This window comes from Longimicrobium sp. (genome assembly GCF_035474595.1).
Lineage (GTDB): Bacteria > Gemmatimonadota > Gemmatimonadetes > Longimicrobiales > Longimicrobiaceae > Longimicrobium.
Window position 1 is genome coordinate 1 of the sequence record NZ_DATIND010000081.1, and the last position, 16,860, is coordinate 16,860.

The 16,860-nt window shown below is 68.5% G+C and carries 15 protein-coding genes and 2 pseudogenes; 12 read left to right on the plus strand and 5 right to left on the minus strand.

The annotated features are described in order from the left end of the window. Positions 1-361 precede the first annotated feature (361 nt). From VLK66_RS14140 to dcd, 5 genes are all read right to left on the minus strand, one after another. Positions 362-2,083, minus strand: coding sequence for an AMP-binding protein (locus VLK66_RS14140; protein ID WP_325310082.1), 1,722 nt, complete (start codon positions 2,081-2,083; stop codon positions 362-364). Positions 2,084-2,256: 173 nt separating this feature from the next. Continuing rightward, positions 2,257-2,613 carry a hypothetical protein gene (locus VLK66_RS14145; protein ID WP_325310083.1) on the minus strand — a complete coding sequence of 119 codons (357 nt, stop codon included), beginning with the start codon at positions 2,611-2,613 and terminating at the stop codon, positions 2,257-2,259. Then, positions 2,610-4,295 carry a glycerol-3-phosphate dehydrogenase gene (glpD, locus tag VLK66_RS14150; protein WP_325310084.1) on the minus strand — a complete coding sequence of 562 codons (1,686 nt, stop codon included), beginning with the start codon at positions 4,293-4,295 and terminating at the stop codon, positions 2,610-2,612. Before glpD ends, VLK66_RS14145 begins: the two co-directional genes overlap by 4 nt. A 72-nt stretch (positions 4,296-4,367) precedes the next feature. Beyond that, positions 4,368-4,967 (minus strand): chemotaxis protein CheC, encoded by a 600-nt coding sequence (locus VLK66_RS14155; protein ID WP_325310085.1) that lies wholly within the window; start codon positions 4,965-4,967, stop codon positions 4,368-4,370. Between the two features lie 319 nt (positions 4,968-5,286). After that, positions 5,287-5,841, minus strand: a complete 555-nt coding sequence (dcd, locus tag VLK66_RS14160; protein WP_325310086.1) for a dCTP deaminase — start codon at positions 5,839-5,841, stop codon at positions 5,287-5,289. 241 nt (positions 5,842-6,082) lie between these two features. Here dcd and VLK66_RS14165 point away from each other — a divergent pair, with 241 nt between their 5' ends. From VLK66_RS14165 to VLK66_RS14220, 12 genes and pseudogenes are all read left to right on the plus strand, one after another. After that, on the plus strand, positions 6,083-6,439 hold the full coding sequence (locus tag VLK66_RS14165) for an NADH-quinone oxidoreductase subunit A (protein ID WP_325310087.1): 357 nt from the start codon (positions 6,083-6,085) through the stop codon (positions 6,437-6,439). A gap of 110 nt (positions 6,440-6,549) precedes the next feature. Continuing rightward, positions 6,550-7,179: an NADH-quinone oxidoreductase subunit B gene (locus tag VLK66_RS14170; RefSeq protein ID WP_414676478.1), complete on the plus strand. Its 630-nt coding sequence runs from the start codon at positions 6,550-6,552 to the stop codon at positions 7,177-7,179. 188 nt (positions 7,180-7,367) lie between these two features. Beyond that, positions 7,368-7,823, plus strand: a pseudogene (locus tag VLK66_RS28755) (NADH-quinone oxidoreductase subunit C); the annotation flags it as partial. A gap of 181 nt (positions 7,824-8,004) precedes the next feature. Next, positions 8,005-9,294 carry an NADH dehydrogenase (quinone) subunit D gene (nuoD, locus tag VLK66_RS14180; protein WP_325310090.1) on the plus strand — a complete coding sequence of 430 codons (1,290 nt, stop codon included), beginning with the start codon at positions 8,005-8,007 and terminating at the stop codon, positions 9,292-9,294. Continuing rightward, a complete protein-coding gene (locus VLK66_RS14185; RefSeq protein ID WP_325310091.1) occupies positions 9,291-9,977 on the plus strand; it encodes an NAD(P)H-dependent oxidoreductase subunit E in 687 nt (228 codons plus the stop codon). Before nuoD ends, VLK66_RS14185 begins: the two co-directional genes overlap by 4 nt. Before the next feature lie 246 nt (positions 9,978-10,223). Further along, positions 10,224-11,549: an NADH-quinone oxidoreductase subunit NuoF gene (gene nuoF, locus VLK66_RS14190; RefSeq protein ID WP_325310092.1), complete on the plus strand. Its 1,326-nt coding sequence runs from the start codon at positions 10,224-10,226 to the stop codon at positions 11,547-11,549. A gap of 24 nt (positions 11,550-11,573) precedes the next feature. Next, positions 11,574-13,181: a molybdopterin-dependent oxidoreductase gene (locus VLK66_RS14195; RefSeq protein ID WP_325310093.1), complete on the plus strand. Its 1,608-nt coding sequence runs from the start codon at positions 11,574-11,576 to the stop codon at positions 13,179-13,181. 76 nt (positions 13,182-13,257) lie between these two features. Then, on the plus strand, positions 13,258-14,568 hold the full coding sequence (gene nuoH, locus VLK66_RS14200) for an NADH-quinone oxidoreductase subunit NuoH (RefSeq protein WP_325310094.1): 1,311 nt from the start codon (positions 13,258-13,260) through the stop codon (positions 14,566-14,568). Between the two features lie 2 nt (positions 14,569-14,570). After that, entirely contained in the window at positions 14,571-15,080 is a 510-nt protein-coding gene (locus tag VLK66_RS14205) for an NADH-quinone oxidoreductase subunit I (RefSeq protein WP_325310095.1), read from the plus strand. Between the two features lie 211 nt (positions 15,081-15,291). Beyond that, positions 15,292-15,816: an NADH-quinone oxidoreductase subunit J gene (locus VLK66_RS14210; RefSeq protein WP_325310096.1), complete on the plus strand. Its 525-nt coding sequence runs from the start codon at positions 15,292-15,294 to the stop codon at positions 15,814-15,816. Between the two features lie 11 nt (positions 15,817-15,827). Then, positions 15,828-16,124 (plus strand): NADH-quinone oxidoreductase subunit NuoK, encoded by a 297-nt coding sequence (nuoK, locus tag VLK66_RS14215; protein ID WP_349260507.1) that lies wholly within the window; start codon positions 15,828-15,830, stop codon positions 16,122-16,124. An 8-nt stretch (positions 16,125-16,132) separates the two neighbouring features. Beyond that, positions 16,133-16,860 (plus strand): annotated as a pseudogene (locus VLK66_RS14220) (hypothetical protein); the annotation flags it as partial.

The window sequence follows — 16,860 nt, forward strand, 5'->3', positions numbered from 1 at the left end:
TGCCCGCCGACCTCGCCGCGCTGAAGGAGCGTGTGGCCACGATCCTTCGCAACTACTCCAACGAAACTCTCGCCTCCATCACCGGCTACGAGTACCTGCGGAACATCTATTCTGCACAATCAGCTTAAGGAAATGGTATCATCCTGAGTCGTCCCGACCGGGCGCGTCCAGGGAGGGTGAAAGGAGATCGATCGTGAGCACCGATGCTGCGGAATGAGCCGAACAGCCTCGCGCAGTTTGCGAGGCTTCCCGTAGTTGTTGCTGCGACTTCATCAGTCGCCGGTGACCGGCTGCGCCCGCGCCTTTCTCTTCACCACGCGATGACGTCGTCGGGGAAGTCTGCGCCGGCCGACTTGCGCGTCTAGACCGCCGCCTTCGCCTCCTGCGGCGGGGCGGTGCGCAGGTCCTTGCGCAGGATCTTGCCCACGTTGCTCTTGGGGAGCTCGGCGCGGAACTCCACCTGCTTGGGCACCTTGTACGAGGTCATCTGCTCGCGGCAGTGGCGGACCACGTCCTCGGCGGTCAGCGCGGCGCTCTTCTTCACGATCACCGCCTTCACCGCCTCGCCGGTGCGCTCGTCGGGAACGCCGATCACGCCCACCTCGGCCACCTCCGCGAGCTGGGCGATCACCTCCTCGACCTCGTTCGGGTAGACGTTGAAGCCGCTCACCAGGATCATGTCCTTCTTCCGGTCCACGATCCGCACGTAGCCGTCGCTGTCCATCGCGGCGATGTCGCCGGTGTGCAGCCAGCCGTCGGCGTCGATCACCTTCGCGGTCTCGTCGGGGCGCTGCCAGTAGCCGGGCATCACCTGCGGTCCCTTCACCAGCAGCTCGCCGGGCTCGCCCTCGGCCACCGGCGCGCCGGCTTCGTCCACCAGGATCAGGTCGGTCGAGGGGAGCGGGACGCCGATCGTCCCGTCCTTCACCAGTCCCCCGATGGGGTTGAAGGTCACCACCGGCGACGTCTCCGTAAGCCCGTAGCCTTCCACGACGGGCGTTCCCGTCACCTCCTTCCACCGCGCGGCCACGGCCGAGTGCAGCGCCATCCCCCCGGCCAGCGAGGCGACCAGGTGCTTCGGCGGAGCGCTGCGGAACCATTCCTCGTTCAGCAGCGCGTTGTACAGCGTGTTCACGCCGGTGAACCAGGTGATGGGGTACTTCGCCCACGCCTTCTTCAGGGCGGTGATCGGCCGCGGGCTGGGCACCATCACGTCGCGCGCGCCCACGGCGTAGAACAGCAGCAGGTTCACCGTGAACGCGAAGATGTGGTAGAAGGGGAGCGCCGTCAGCACGCACTCCTCGCCGGTGCGCAGGAAGTGCTGGCTGACCTCCTCCAGCTGCATGGTGTTCGCCAGCAGGTTGCGGTGCGTGAGCAGGGCGCCCTTGCTGACGCCCGTGGTGCCGCCGGTGTACTGCAGTGCCGCTCCGTCGTCCAGCTCCAGGTGTGCCACGTAGTGCGGCACCTTCGCCGTCTTCAGCGCCGCCTTCCCGGCCTTCATCGCCGCGGAGAACGTGGTGTGCGCCACCTTCGGCTTCGGCACCTCCTTCCGCACGTGCTTCAGCACCGTCTTGATGAGGATGCGGCGCAGCGGCGCGAACATCTCCGCGATGCTCACCAGCACCACCGTCTCGACCTTCGTGGCGGGGACGACGGCGGGAAGGCGGTCGGCGAACATGTCGAGGATCACCAGCGCCCGCGCGCCCGAGTCCGAGAACTGGTGCGTCATCTCGGGCGCGGTGTAGAGCGGGTTGGTGTTCACCAGGATGCAGCCGGCCTTCAGGATGCCGAACGCCGCCACCACGTACGCCAGGCAGTTGGGAAGCTGCACCGCCACCCGGTCGCCCGCCTGCAGCCCCAGCGTCTCGCGCAGGTACGCGGCGAAGGCGTCGCTCAGCCGGTCCGTCTGCGCGAAGGTGAGCGACGCGTCCATCCCGTTGGGCATGCACTGCGTGAACGCCGTGCGCGGCCCGAACTGGCTGGCCACGTAGCGAAACATGTCCGGCAGGTGCTTGTAGGGGATGGGGGGGATTTCGGTACGCGTTCCCTGGACGTAGTGGCTGGTCCACGGGCGGTGGGGCATGGGCCACCTCTGGGCGGGAGAGGAAGACGGATGGCGATGCGTGCTTCCCCAAATCGTAGGCGACGGAAGCGGATTCAACAAGGAAGCCGGGAGGATGTCCGTCGAGCGGCCGTAGCGCCGCCGTCCTCCCCGCCCTCCACCTCACTCCGAGAGAATCGTCTTCCCGGCTTCGCTCAGTAATGCCCGCCGCACTGCCACTTCCCGGGCGGCTGCGAGTATTCGCAGTCGTTCATCCCGGGGCCGGAGTAGCGGAACTTCAGCAGGTAGCCGTCGCCGGTGCCGACGTACTCGAACGGGTACTGCGGCTGCACCGGCGGCTCCAGCGCGGCGGGCGCGATCCAGCGCGGCGCCAGGTCGCGCAGCTGCGCCGGGTAGCGGCCGGTGTCGCCGCGGTACCGCGCCAGCGCCGCGATGACGGCGGCGGAGCGCTGGTATCCCTGCGCCGCCTTCGGCCCCTTCCCCGGCGGCGGGCCCGGGCACGCCGCCAGCGGCACCAGCAGCAGGGCGATGAAGAGTCTGGCGCTCCTCATCCCCCCGCTCCCGTCCCGAATCCCCGCGTCGCCTCGACGGCCGCGCGGTAGCGCTCCACCTGCCGCCCGGTTTCCGCCGCGTCCCACCCGATGCCGGGCTCGCGCGCCATCCGCTCCGCCAGTTGATGGGCGACGGACAGGCCGCCGTCGCGCGCTTCGTAGAACAGGTGCAGGCGGCGGACGAGCAGGTCGTCCAGCGTCATCGCCATCTCGTGGCGGACGGCGTGCGGCACCTCGGCCCACAGGTAGGGGAAGCGCGGCACGATGCGCTCGCCCAGCGCCCGGTCGGCACGGATCGAGTCGATCAGCATCTCCGCGTCCTCGCCGTAGGCGCGGGCGAGATGCTTCGCCGCGGTGGCGTCGATCCCCAGCGCGGCCGCGTCGCGCTCGATCCGCGCGGCGAAGTCGTCCCACGGCTCGTGCGGCGCGCCGGGGAGCGGGAGGTCCTCCGTCGGCGAGATCCCGCTCTCCACCTTGTAATCGTCGCGGAGGCGGCGCGTGGCGCGGTCGACCACCTGCTCGGCCATCACCCGGTAGGTGGTCAGCTTCCCCCCGGCGATGCTCAGCAGCCCCGACCTGTCCCACCAGATCTCGTGCTCGCGGCTGGTGGCGCTCTCCTTGGCCCCCGCGGCGCGCGGCGCCAGCAGCGGCCGGATCCCCGCCCAGGTGCTCACCACGTCGGCCGTCGTCAGCCGCGCGTTGGGGAACACGGAGTTGGCGGATTTCACCAGGTACTCCACGTCTGCCGCGTCGGCGCGCACGTCGCCCGGTGAGCCGGCGTAGTCGGTGTCCGTCGTCCCCACGTAGGTGAAGTCGCCCCACGGCAGCACAAACATCACCCGCCCGTCGATGGGCGACTGGAAGGTGATGGCGCGCCGGTTCCCGATCCGCGCCCGCTCCACCAGGATGTGCACACCCTTGGTGGGCCGCAGCCGCGGCTTCGCGGCGGGGTCGGCCAGCCGGCGCACGGCGTCGCTCCACGGCCCGGTGGCGTTCAGCGTCACCCGCGCGCGCACCTCCGTCTCCGCGCCCGTAAGCCGGTCGCGAACCCGCGCTCCTCGGACTCCCTTCCCTTCGTTCAGGAAGCGGACGACCTCCGCATGCGGGACCACGGCGGCGCCGGACTCGTGCGCGCCGCGGGCGTTGGCCAGGGTGAGGCGCGCGTCGTCGACCGCCGCGTCGTAGTACATCGCCGCGCCCGCCAGCCCGTCGCGCCTGAGCTCCGGCTCCTCCTTCGCCAGGTCGTCCTTCGAGAGGATGCGGTGCCCGCGGATGTTGCGGAAGAGGGCAAGCGCGTCGTACAGCCACATCCCCGCCCACAGCATCAGGAAGGGCGTGGGGCCACCGCGGTAGACGGGAAAGACGAAGGGCAGGGGATGCACGAGATGCGGCGCCAGCTCCAGGAGCCGGCGCCGCTCTGCGCTCGCCTCGAACACGAGGCCGAAGTCGTACGTCTCCAGGTATCGCAGCCCGCCGTGGACCAGCCGCGACGACCGGCTGCTCGTCCCCGTCCCGAAATCCCCCGCATCCACGATCGCGACGTTGAGTCCCCGTCCCGCCGCGTCGCGCGCCGCCGCCGCGCCGGTGATCCCCCCGCCGACGACCAGCAGGTCCCACTCCTCGCGCCCGAGCGCGTCCCAGTGGTCCGCCCGCGCCGCGGCCGAGAAGTCGCCCGCCGTCATCGCGCCCGCGCCGGGAGCGGAGTCATCGGGAGGATCGTACTCCCGTGCTTTCGTACGTTCGTACTCCCACGCTCAGGCGGCCACGTCGGTAAAGCCCAGCGCGCGCAGCAGCGACGAGAACGACACGTCGCTGTGCGAGAGGACGAACACGCCCTCGAAGGTGGTGTCCAGGAAGGAGAAGTCGGTCTCGATCATCAGCCCGCTCACGTGGTGGGCCAGGTCGGCGCGCCCGCCCTCGTGCAGCTCGGGGGTGCCGATCATCACGCCCTTGCCCAGGAAGGTGCCCAGCACGCCCACGTAGGCGGCGCAGACGATGTTCCCCATCTCGCTCAGCGCGCTCTGCTCCAGCGGGCCGATGGAGTCGCTGGGCTGGCGGCGCAGCATCAGCGACACCATGCGCAGCGCCGTGTCGCGCGCCAGGATCAGACTCGCGCGCTCGCCGCCGCTCTCGGTCACGCCGATGATGGGCACGGCGACCACGACGAGCGGCCCGCTCCCGGGCAGCTCCTGCGCCACCTCCGCGTCGCCGCTGGCGAACTGGATGCGGGGGACGGAGATCATCACCCGCAGCCCGGTGAGCGCCGACAGGTTGGTGGCGGCGTGGCCTGCGCCGATGTTCACCACCTCGCGGATGGCGTCGAGCTGCTTGGGGGTAACGGGCGTCTGCGTCATCACACTCGGGTCCGGCACTCGGGCAGATAGGTGGAGACGGAAAACCGTCGTCGTTCGATCTCGATCACGGTCGCGCGTCCAAGCCGGCGCGCCCGCCGCTGCACGATGCGCGCCCCGCGACCGGTGAATGAAATTCACCGGCAACAACCGCACAAAGTCCCTGCGGGACTGCGCCCCGGCATCGGCGCGCGGGGGATACCTCATCACTACCGCCCAACAATCTTTCCCAGCACCTCGTCGGGTTTGCCGCCAAGAGGCAAGGCAGCAGTCCCGCAGGGACTTTGTGCCGTCGTTGCCCCCGAATTCTATTCGGGGCGCTTCACAGCCGCGGCGTCGTCACCCCGATCTGCCCCTGGTACTTCCCCTTCCGGTCGGCGTAGCTCACGTCCGGCGGCGTGTCGCTCTCGAAGAAGATCACCTGCGCGATCCCCTCGTTCGCGTAGATCTTGGCGGGGAGCGGCGTGGTGTTGCTGATCTCCAGCGTCACGTACCCCTCCCACTCCGGCTCGAAGGGTGTAACATTTGTAATTATCCCACACCTCGCGTAAGTCGATTTTCCGACGCAAAGTGTGATTACGTTCCGGGGGATACGAAAGTACTCCACCGATCTCGCAAGGGCAAACGAGTTCGGGGGGACGATGCAGACATCGCCTTCGAATGGCACGAAAGACTTGTCGCTGAACGCCTTGGGGTCGACGATGGCGTTGTTGACGTTGGTGAAGATCTTGAACTCGCTGGCCACCCGCATGTCGTAGCCGTAGCTCGACACTCCGTAGCTGATGGTTCCTCCGCGCACCTGCGCGTCCTCGAACGGCTCGATCATCCCGTGCTCGCGGGCCATCCGGCGGATCCAGCTGTCGGGCCTGATGCTCATGGGGGAACGAGACTTGAAGGCGGCGGGAGAGCCTGGCCGGACGGGGCGAACGGAACCCGTACGCGGGGGTATCCGCACGCACTCCGGGAAGCCGGGAACGAGCGGCCAACGTACGCGCGCGGACAGGCCCCAGCAAGCCCCGCCGCTGCTTGACACTGCTCGCGCGCGGGCAGTATCTTGGCCCGGCTCCTGACAAGTGAAGGATTTCACAAACTCGCGACCGAACCGAGGTCCGGCAACGATGCTCCGTCCGTATCTGCCCGTGCTGATCCTGCTCGCGCTGAGCATCGCGCAGGCGATCGGAATGGTCATCCTGTCGAACGTGCTGAGCCCGGGGAAGCAGACCAAGGTCAAGGCTTCGCCGTACGAAAGCGGCATCACCCCGCTGGGCAGCACGCGCGAGCGTTTTTCGGTCAAGTTCTACGTCGTGGCGATCCTCTTCATCGTGTTCGACGTGGAAACGGTCTTCCTCCTCCCCTGGGCCGTGTCGGCCCGGGCGCTGGGGTGGGGAGGCTTCGCCGCCGCGATGGTGTTCATCTTCATCCTCACGGTGGGGCTGGTCTACGAGTGGAAGAAGGGAGCGCTGGAATGGGATTGAACGACATGCAGCCGATAGAGAAGAAGGGCCCGGACGCGCCCGCGGTGCACACCGGCGCGCCGGGCTCGGTGCAGAAGGAAGCGGCCGACGCCGGCCTCGCGCAGGGCGGGCTGTTCACCGGCCAGCCCAGCTTCCTCACCACCAAGCTGGAGTCGGTGGTGAACTGGGCGCGCACGAACTCGCTGTGGCCCATGCCCTTCGGCACGGCGTGCTGCGCCATCGAGATGATGGCCACCGCGGCCACCCGCTACGACCTGGCGCGCTTCGGGATGGAGCGGATGAGCTTCAGCCCGCGGCAGGCCGACCTGCTGATCTGCGCGGGGCGGGTGAGCTACAAGATGGCGCCGGTGCTGAAGAAGATCTGGGAGCAGATGCCCAGCCCCAAGTGGTGCATCTCCATGGGCGCCTGCGCCAGCAGCGGCGGCGTGTTCGACGTGTACAGCATGGTGCAGGGGATCGACACCATCATCCCCGTGGACGTATACGTGCCGGGGTGCCCGCCGCGCCCCGAGGGACTGATCTACGGCATCCTGCTGGTGCAGGAGAAGATCCGGAACTCGGCGCCCACCAGCGAGGACGAGTGGAACGCGGTGGACCAGCTCCCCGAGACCGGCTCGTACCTGCCGAAGGAAGTGGTCGAGGCCATCACCGCCCCGTTCGGCAACTCCACGAACCAGAACCGCTCGAGCGGGCTGGTGAGCACGGGCGCGGTCGTACGGGTTTCGGATCGAAGGCCATAACTGAAGTCCTAAGTGCTAAGTCCTTAGTGCTAAGTGAAAAAGCACTTGGGACTTAGGACTCAGGACTTAGGACTATCCCGGGTTAGATGAGCGAAAGCGATTCGTTCAGGAAAGGCCTCGAAGGCCTCGACCAGGGCCCCCGCCCCTCGGATGCCGGCGACGACGCCACGCCTCCGCAGGCGGGCGCCCTGCCGCCGCACCCCAGCGTCGACGCGCTCCGCCAGCGCTTCGGCGACGCGGTGCTGCGCCACGAGGTGGTGGCGGGAGACGAGCACATCGTGTACGTGCCCGCGGCGCGGAACCTGGAGATCCTGGGGTGGCTGAAGGACGAGCCGGCCCACCGCTACGACTTCCTGCAGGACCTCACCGCCGTGGACTACGGCGGCGGGCGGGAGATCCAGGTGGTATACCAGCTCTGGTCCATCCCCAACCGGCTGAACCTGCGGGTGAAGTGCGAGCTGCCGCTGCAGGCGCTGGAGATCGACAGCGTGTTCCACCTCTGGCGCGCCTCCGACTGGCTGGAGCGCGAGGTGTACGACATGTTCGGCGTGGTCTTCCGCGGCCACCCGGACCTGCGCCGCATCCTGATGCCGTACAACTACGCCGAGGGGCACCCGCTGCGGAAGGACTTCCCGCTGCGCGGCCGCTTCTCGCGCGCCGAGCAGACCCGCCGCGCGCTGGCGATGAAGACCGAAGACCACTACTCGCCGATGGAGCTGGAGATCGCCCACGTGCTGGGGCAGAGCGTGCCCGACCCGTTCGACCAGGGCGAGGCCGGCGGATCTCCGCAGGGACAGTTCGGCGGAATGGGAGGGGCAGGCTGAGATGGCGCTCCGCAGACTGATCTACAACGTCACGCGCAACCCCGAGATGGCCCCCGGCGGCAGCCTGGTGCACGCGCCCATCGTCCCGCACGAGGGCGAGGCGTACGAGGTGCACGAGGACATCGCCGGCGAGCACATGCTCATCAACATCGGCCCGCAGCACCCGGCCACGCACGGCGTGCTGCGCCTGGTGCTGGAGCTGGACGGCGAGACGGTGGTGCGCTGCATCCCGCACATCGGCTACCTGCACTCGTCGTTCGAGAAGCTGGGCGAGTACCGCGACTGGAACCAGATCGTCCCGCTCACCGACCGCATGGACTACCTGGCGCCGCTGATCTACAACTGCGCCTACGCCATGGCGGTCGAGAAGCTGATGGGGATCACCGTCACCGAGCGCTGCAAGGTGGTGCGCGTCATCTGCATGGAGCTGGACCGCATCTTCAGCCACCTGCTCTGGCTGGGAACCACGGCCATCGACCTGGGCGCCTTCACCGTCTTCCTCTACACCTTCCAGCAGCGCGAGAAGATCTACGACCTGCACGAGCGCTTCACCGGCGCCCGCATCACCACCTCCAGCACGCGCATCGGGGGGATGATGGCCGACCTGCCGGCGGGGTGGATCGCGCAGCTGAACGAGTTCCTCGACAACTTCCTCCCCGTCGTGGACGAGGTGGAGACGCTGCTGACCAACAACGCCATCTGGGTGGGCCGGACGCAGGGCGTGGGCTCCATCAGCGGCGAGGACGCGGTGAACTGGGGGCTCAGCGGCCCCAACCTCCGCGCGTCGGGCGTCAGCTACGACGTGCGCAAGGACCGGCCGTACTACGACTACGAGACGTACGACTTCGACGTGCCCGTGGGCGAGCACGGCGACATCTATGACCGCTACCTCTGCCGGATGGAGGAGATGCGGCAGAGCGTGCGCATCCTCCGCCAGGCCATCGACCGCCTTCCCAGCGGCTCCATCAACGTGGACGACCCGCGCGTCATCCTTCCGCCCAAGACGGCGGCGATGAACGACATGGAGAGCATGATCCACCACTTCAAGGTGGTGATGGAGGGCGTGCGCGCTCCGGTGGGCGAGAGCTGGTTCAGCGTGGAGTCGTCGAAGGGCGAGCTGGGGATGTACGTGGTGAGCGACGGCGGCGCGAAGCCCGTCCGCTGGCGGGTGCGCGGGCCCAGCTTCATCAACATCGCGGCCATCCCGCACATGATCGAGGGGGCGCTGCTCTCCGACGTGATCGCGGTGAACGCGTCGCTCGACATCGTGCTGGGAGAGATCGACCGATGAGCGCCCCGAAGGCAGGGCAGCCCGACTCGCCGCCGTCCTCCTGGCCCGAGGCGAAGCAGAACCCCGGCTGGGCGGGCGACACCGGCGAGTTCGCGCAGCTCAGCGAGGCGGACGTGCGCGGCAACGCCTACGTGGGAGTGCGCCCGAAGGACGGCGGCCTCCCGGTGGTCGCCGGCTCGATGCCGTACCAGATCGCGGAGAAGGACCCCGAGGCGCCGATCTTCGTGGGGCCGTATGAGGAGCGCCTGCAGAAGATCCTGGGCGAGTACCCGGACCGGCAGAACGCGCTTCTCCCGGCGCTGCACATGGCGCACGAGATCCGCGGCTACCTGAGCCCGGCGACGATGGACGAGGTGGCGGAGCGGCTGGAGCTGGCGCCGGCGTACGTGCGCGGCGTGGCCAGCTTCTACACCATGTACAACCTGGGCCCGGTGGGGAAGTACCTGATCCAGGTGTGCACCAACATCTCCTGCAATCTGTGCGGGGGCGACGCGGTGTTCGAGGCGTTCCTGAAGCACACCGGCACCGAGGCGGGCGAGACCAGCGCCAACGGCCTGTGGACGGTGATGGAGGTGGAGTGCCTGGGCGCCTGCGGCTTCCCCACGGCGGTGCAGGTGAACGAGCGGTACCTGGAGAACGTCCGGCCCGAGAACGTGCCGGACATCCTGGCGATGCTGACGTAGGGAAGGAAAAGAAGTCCTGAGTCCCAAGTCCTAAGTCCCAAGTTGGACGGCGAGCAGATCACTCAGGACTCAGGGCTTGGGACTTGGGACTTGGGACTTAGGACTTAGGACTTAGGACTTAGGACTTAGGACTTAGGACTTAGGACTTAGGACTTAGGACTTAGGACTTAGGACTTAGGACTTAGGACTTAGGACTTAGGACTTAGGACTTAGGACCTAGGTGCCGGTTACCCGAAGCGAAACCCGATGGCGTATCCATACACGCACCCGAAAGAAGTCCGCATCCTTTCCCGCTACTTCGGCGACCCCGAGGCGCGGACGCTGAAGGGGTGGGAGCAGCGCGGCGGATACCAGGCGCTCCGCAAGGCGCTGGCGACTCCGCGCGAGGAGATCGTCAACACCGTGAAGGCGTCGGGGCTGCGCGGCCGCGGCGGCGCGGGCTTCCCCACGGGGCTGAAGTGGAGCTTCATGCCCAAGAAGGTGCCCGGCACGCCGCACTACCTGGTCTGCAACGCCGACGAGAGCGAGCCCGGCACCTTCAAGGACCGCGAGCTCATGCGGTGGACGCCGCACGCGCTGGTGGAAGGATGCGTCATCGGCGCGTACGCCATCAACGCCGAGCGCGCCTACATCTACGTGCGCGGCGAGTTCTTCGAGGCCGCGCAGATCATGGCGAAGGCCATCGAGGAGGCCTACGCCGCCGGCTACGTGGGGAAGAACATCCTGGGGACGGGGATCGACATCGACGTGGTCCTCTCCATCGGCGCGGGCGCCTACATCTGCGGCGAGGAGACGGGGCTGCTGAACTCGCTGGAGGGCCGCCGCGGCGAGCCCCGCGTGAAGCCGCCCTACCCGGCCATCGCCGGCGCCTTCGGCAAGCCCACGGCGGTGAACAACGTGGAGAGCCTGATCGCCGCCGCGCACATCGTGCAGAACGGCGCCGACTGGTACAAGCAGTGGGGCACGGAGAAGTCGGTGGGCACCAAGCTCTTCTGCGTCTCGGGGCACGTGAAGCGCCCCGGGAACTACGAGGTGCCGCTGGGCTTCAACTTCAAGGAGTTCATCTACGACGTCTGCGGCGGCACCCCCGACGGGCGGCCGATCAAGGCGGTGATCCCGGGCGGCAGCTCCGTCCCCATCCTCACCGCCGACGAGCTGGACATCGGGATGGACTACGAGGCCATGGCCGCCGCGGGGACGATGCTCGGCTGCGGCTCGGTCATCGTCATGGACGAGACGACGAACGTGGTGAAGCAGGTGCGGCGGATGGTGGACTTCTACGCCCACGAGAGCTGCGGGCAATGCACCCCCTGCCGCGAGGGCACCGCGTGGGCCGCCAAGATCCTGCGCCGCATCGAGCAGGGACGCGGCGTGCCCGAGGACATCGACACGCTGCTGCAGATCTCCGACAACATGAGCGGGAAGACGATCTGCGTGCTGAGCGACGCCGCCGCGGCGCCCATCACCAGCAGCATCCAGAAGTTCCGGGGTGATTACGAGGCGCTGATGGCGAAGGAGCCCGCGCTGGCCGGGGCGGGGATGACCGGCGCCGAGCCCGGCTCCGTCCGCTAGACCGAACTGGAGAGGTAATCGGCGATGGCCGACGCGAACCCGACCGCCGAGACGGTCCACATCACCATCGACGGCATGGAGCTGGACGTGCCCAAGGGCACGCGCATCCTCGATGCCGCGGCGATGGCGGGGGTGGACGTCCCGCACTACTGCTACCACCCGGGGCTCACCGCCCCGGCGCAGTGCCGCATGTGCCTGGTGGAGATCGAGAAGGTGCCCAAGCTGCAGCCCGCCTGCGTGGCGACCGTGGCCGACGGCAACGTGATCCACACGCAGAGCGAGAAGGCGCTCGAGGCCCGGCAGGGCGTGCTGGAGTTCTACCTGGTGAACCACCCGCTCGACTGCCCGGTCTGCGACCAGAGCGGCGAGTGCAAGCTGCAGGACTACACCAGCGCCGAGGGGCGCGCGATGGGGCGCTCGCTCGAGCCCAAGCGCGTGCTGGGGCGCGACGACTTCGGCGGCGACGTGCTGTTCTACGCCGACCGCTGCGTGATGTGCACCCGCTGCGTGCGCTTCATGCGCGAGGTCGCGCAGGACGAGCGCCTGGCGGTGGTGCAGCGCGGGCACCGCAACGTCATCGACACCTTCTTCGACGAGGGGCTGGAGGGGAACCTCTGGGCCGACAACATCGTCGACATCTGCCCGGTGGGCGCGCTGGTCTCCAAGGACTTCCTGCACAAGGCGCGGGCCTGGGATCTCGATCGAAATCCCTCGATCTGCCCCAACTGCAGCCAGGGGTGCAACGTCCGCCTGGAAACGCGCGACAACCAGGTGATGCGCATCAAGCCGCGCCCCAACCCGGAAGTGAACGCGCACTGGATGTGCGACTACGGCCGGCTGAACTACGAGTGGATCAACCGCGGCGCGCGCATCGAGGCGCCGATGGTGAAGGAGGGAGACCGGTTCGTCGCCCTCTCCTGGTCTGACGCGCTGAAGCGGCTGGCCGCGGCGCTGAAGGAGGCCGCGGGCGGCGAGGCGCGCGCCGTCGTGTCGCCCTTCATGGCCAACGAGGACATGGGGCTGCTGCGCCGGGTGATGGACGCCACCGGCGGCGGCACCGGCGTCTACCGCTGCCCCACGGGCGAGGAAGTCGTCCTCCCCGGCTTCCCCACGCTGGCGCTCAGGACCGACCGCGCGGCCAACTCCAACGGCGCGGACGTGCTCGGCTTCAACCGCGTGGGCGACCGCGAGGGGCTGGGCGGGCTGGAGCAGTCGGCCGCGCACGGCGGCGTGCTCTGGGTGCTGGGCGACGAGCTGACGGACGCGCCGGAGACGTTCGGGCAGGACGCCAGCGTGTACGTCTACGTGGGCCACTTCCTTTCCCCCGCGGCGCGCAACGCCCACTTCGTGCTTCCCGCGACCACGTTCGCGGAGATGGAGGGGACGTTCACCAACGTGCAGAAGCGGGTGCAGCGCTTCTGGCCCGCGCTGCAGGCGCCGGGGATGTCGCGCCCGGCGTGGCAGATCCTGGGCGTGCTGCTGGCCGGGATCAGCGACGCCGCGCCCGCCGCCACCGCGGCCGACGCCTTCGCGGCGCTGGCCGGCGTGCGCCCCGAGTTCGGCGCGCTGCAGTGGGCCGAGCTGGGGCAGCAGGGCGCGCCGCTCCCCAGCTTCGCCGAAGCGGGCGACTGAAGCTGACGACCTGACCCGCCGTCCGTGGGGACGGCGGGGGAACGAAATCGCGAGACAAGGACGGACGAGTCCGCCGATGCAGGCAACCATACCGACGTACCACGAGATCGCCGGCCCCGCGTACTACTGGATCACCATCATCAAGGTGCTGGTGGTGTTCGTGGCGGTGCTGGTCATCGTGGCCATGCTCACGCTGATGGAGCGCAAGGTGAGCGCGTGGATGCAGGACCGCCTGGGCCCCAACCGCGTGGGCCCCGGCGGCCTTCTCCAGCCCGCGGCAGACGGGCTGAAGAACATCCTGAAGGAGGAGACCAACCCGGCCGAGGCCAACCGGGTGTTCTTCACCCTGGCGCCCATGCTCTCCATCATCCCCGCGATGGTCACCTTCGCGGTGATCCCCTTCGCCAGCCCGCTGCCCACGCGGTGGGGGGTGGTGCCCATGATCATCGCCGACCTCCCGGTGGGGATCCTCTTCCTCCTCGCCTTCAGCTCGCTGGGCGTCTACGGGATCGTGATCGCGGGGTGGGCCAGCTACAACAAGTACGCCCTTCTCGGCGGGCTCCGCGCGGGCGCGCAGATGATCTCGTACGAGATCGCGCTGGGCCTGTCGCTGATGTCCGTCTTCATGGTCACGGGGAACGTCTCGCTCAGCGAGATCGTGTGGAAGCAGCAGCAGATGCACTTCTGGTTCATCGTGCCGCTGGCCGTCTCCTTCTTCTTCTTCTGGATCAGCTGCTTCGCCGAGACCAACCGGCTGCCGTTCGACCTTCCCGAGGCCGAGAGCGAGCTGGTGACCGGCTACCACACCGAGTACAGCGCGATGAAGTTCTCCATGTTCTTCATCGCCGAGTACTCGCACGTGCTGACCGTGTCGATGCTGATGGCCACGCTCTTCCTGGGCGGGTGGGACATCCCCGTCTGGCAGGGCGACAACATGTACGGCGTGCTGAACGGCGCCTGGGTGGGCCACGCGCCGCACTGGTGGATCACGCTGCTCACGCTCGTCGCCTTCAGCGCGAAGACCTTCCTGTTCATCCTGGTGTTCATGCTGGTGCGCTGGACGGTGCCGCGCTTCCGCTACGACCAGGTGATGGACCTGGGGTGGAAGATCATGCTCCCGGCCGCGCTCTTCGCCGTCGTCGTCACGGCCGCGGCGGTGCTGGCGCTGGACAGCTTCGGCGTGGAGTACGGGTGGAAATGGGGGGTCGCGCTCTCGGCGGTGAACCTGCCGATGCTGGCGATCGTGGTGTGGGTGATGGACAAGGGACACACGCTCACCGGCACCGGGGCCATGGAAGAGAAGCGCCGCGTCGCCCGCGAGGCGGCGCGCGCCCGGGCGCAGGCGCGCCGGGTGCCGGTGGTGGCCAACGCCCAGCAGGTGCGCTGAAGATGGCGATCAACGTAAAGGTGATGAAGCGGTCCGCCGGCAAGAGCAGCTACATGCGGGCCACGCTGAAGGGGATGTCGCTGACCTTCCGCCACATGGCAAAGTCGGCCGGCGACCGCAGCGAGTTGACCATCCAGTACCCGGACGTGAAGAAGGAGCTCAGTCCGCGCTGGCGGGGGACGCACGTGATGGAGCAGCACGAGGACGGGCGCCCCAAGTGCGTGGCGTGCGGCCTGTGCCCCACCATCTGCCCCGCCAACTGCATCAAGCTGGTGCCGGGCGAGGACGACCAGGGGAACCGCTACCCCATCGTCTACGAGATCGACGAGTTCCGCTGCATCTTCTGCGGGATGTGCCAGGAGGTGTGCCCGGTGGAGGCCATCCACGTGGGCAACCACTACGAGAACGCCGAGTTCACGCGCCACAACTTCGTGTACGACCTGGACCGGCTGATGGCGCAGACGCATCCGGTGACGCTGCTGTGGGACCCGAGCGATCCGGCGGGGGAGTGAAGAAGTGCGGGAGTGCGTGAGTGCGGAAGTGCGGGAGTGAGGGAAGTACGAAAGTACGGGGAGTACGGAAGTACGAAACGGCGGGCGGGAGGATGGGGAGATTCGATCCTCGTCGCCACCCGATGGCGGTTGTCGGTGCGGTGATTTTCATTTCGCCCCGGGCGGGAGTGGGGCGGGGACGCGGTGGGGCTGAGCCACCCGACGGGATGCGATGATCATCCAGATATTTTTCTTCTTCTTCGCGGCGTGCGCGGCGGGGAGCGCGCTGGCCATGGTGACCCGGAAGAACCCGGTCGCCTGCGCCATGTGGCTCATCGCCTCGTTCTTCTCCGTGGCCGCCATCTACACCCTGCTGGGCGCCTACTTCATCGGGATCATCCAGATCCTGGTGTACGCGGGCGCCATCATGGTGCTGTTCCTGTTCGTGATCATGCTGCTGAACCTGGGCAACGACTACGAGCCGGACATCCGCGGCCTGGGGTGGAAGATCGCGGCGGGCGGGGCCTCGCTGCTCATCCTGGCCTTCCTGGCGCGCGCCTTCACCGTCGACGTGCCGCGCAACCTGGGGAGCGTGGCGGGGCCCGAGGCGCTGGCCACGCAGCAGGCCCGGTACGGCGTGGTGGGGCTGATCGGGATCCCCCTCTACAACGAGTACGTGGTGCCGCTCCAGGCGACGGCCATCCTGCTGCTGGTGGCGGTCGTGGGCGCGGTGGTCCTGGCCAAGCGCAAGGTGTAGACGTGAACCAGATTCCGCTGAGCTACTCGCTGGGGCTGTCCGCCATCCTCTTCGCCATCGGCGTGGGCGGCGTGATCGTGCGCCGCAACGCGATCGTGCTGTTCATGTGCGTGGAGCTGATGCTGAACGCCGTGAACCTGGCCTTCGTGGCGCTCTCGCCCTACGCCGGGGTGCAGGGCCAGGTGTTCGTCTTTTTCGTGATCGCCGTCGCCGCCGCCGAGGCCGCGGTGGGGCTCGCCATCATGATCGCCGTCTTCCGGCACCGTGAGTCGGTGGACATGAAGAACTTCAGCCTGCTCAGGTGGTAGGGCGACCGATGCTCCTCCTTCAAGAAGCGGCTCACGGCGCGGCACAGGCCGTCCAGGGCGCCGCGGACGCGGCGGGCCACGGCGCAGCCGGGTTCCACCCGGTGTACCCCTGGCTGATCGTGGGCCTCCCGCTCCTCGGGTTCGTGGTGAACGGCCTCCTGTCGGTCATCGCCGCCCGGCGCGCGCTGCCGAAGCTGCCGCCGGTGGGCGACCCGTACTACGACCACGCGCACGACGCCCACGGCCACGCCGCGGTCCCCGCGCACGCTCCCGCCCTGGCCCACGCGTCTGTGGGCGCCACGGAGCCCAGCGAGCAGGAACACCACGACCACGGCACCGACGCGCACCCCGTCGACCGCGCCGCCGCGGGGCACGACGCGCACGCGCACGGCCACGACGTCGCTCACGGGCACGCGGCCCACGACGCGCACGGTCACGACGCGCACGACGACCATGCGCCCGCCGGGCCGAAGCCGTTCACGCACACCCTGCCGTCGCTGATCGCGCCGGGGGTGCTGATCGCGTCGTTCATCGTGGCGGTGCTCAACTTCCTGGCCATGCGCGGCGCCGGCGAGCATTCGCGCGTCGCACTTTCGGACGGGTGGAGCTGGATCGCCGTCGACAACCTGCAGATCGCCGCGCGGCTGCAGCTGGACCCGCTCTCCATCCTGATGACGCTGATCATCACCGGGGTGGGGTCGCTGATCCACATCTTCTCCATCGGCTACATGAAGGA

What these genes read in the sequence shown, in the direction of transcription:
- VLK66_RS14140 (WP_325310082.1), bottom strand. Translation starts at nt 2,083, where the DNA reads ATGCCCCACCGCCCGTGGACCAGCCACTACGTCCAGGGAACGCGTACC.
- VLK66_RS14145 (WP_325310083.1), bottom strand. Translation starts at nt 2,613, where the DNA reads ATGAGGAGCGCCAGACTCTTCATCGCCCTGCTGCTGGTGCCGCTGGCG.
- glpD (WP_325310084.1), bottom strand. Translation starts at nt 4,295, where the DNA reads ATGACGGCGGGCGACTTCTCGGCCGCGGCGCGGGCGGACCACTGGGAC.
- VLK66_RS14155 (WP_325310085.1), bottom strand. Translation starts at nt 4,967, where the DNA reads ATGACGCAGACGCCCGTTACCCCCAAGCAGCTCGACGCCATCCGCGAG.
- dcd (WP_325310086.1), bottom strand. Translation starts at nt 5,841, where the DNA reads ATGAGCATCAGGCCCGACAGCTGGATCCGCCGGATGGCCCGCGAGCAC.
- VLK66_RS14165 (WP_325310087.1), top strand. Translation starts at nt 6,083, where the DNA reads ATGCTCCGTCCGTATCTGCCCGTGCTGATCCTGCTCGCGCTGAGCATC.
- nuoD (WP_325310090.1), top strand. Translation starts at nt 8,005, where the DNA reads ATGGCGCTCCGCAGACTGATCTACAACGTCACGCGCAACCCCGAGATG.
- VLK66_RS14185 (WP_325310091.1), top strand. Translation starts at nt 9,291, where the DNA reads ATGAGCGCCCCGAAGGCAGGGCAGCCCGACTCGCCGCCGTCCTCCTGG.
- nuoF (WP_325310092.1), top strand. Translation starts at nt 10,224, where the DNA reads ATGGCGTATCCATACACGCACCCGAAAGAAGTCCGCATCCTTTCCCGC.
- VLK66_RS14195 (WP_325310093.1), top strand. Translation starts at nt 11,574, where the DNA reads ATGGCCGACGCGAACCCGACCGCCGAGACGGTCCACATCACCATCGAC.
- nuoH (WP_325310094.1), top strand. Translation starts at nt 13,258, where the DNA reads ATGCAGGCAACCATACCGACGTACCACGAGATCGCCGGCCCCGCGTAC.
- VLK66_RS14205 (WP_325310095.1), top strand. Translation starts at nt 14,571, where the DNA reads ATGGCGATCAACGTAAAGGTGATGAAGCGGTCCGCCGGCAAGAGCAGC.
- VLK66_RS14210 (WP_325310096.1), top strand. Translation starts at nt 15,292, where the DNA reads ATGATCATCCAGATATTTTTCTTCTTCTTCGCGGCGTGCGCGGCGGGG.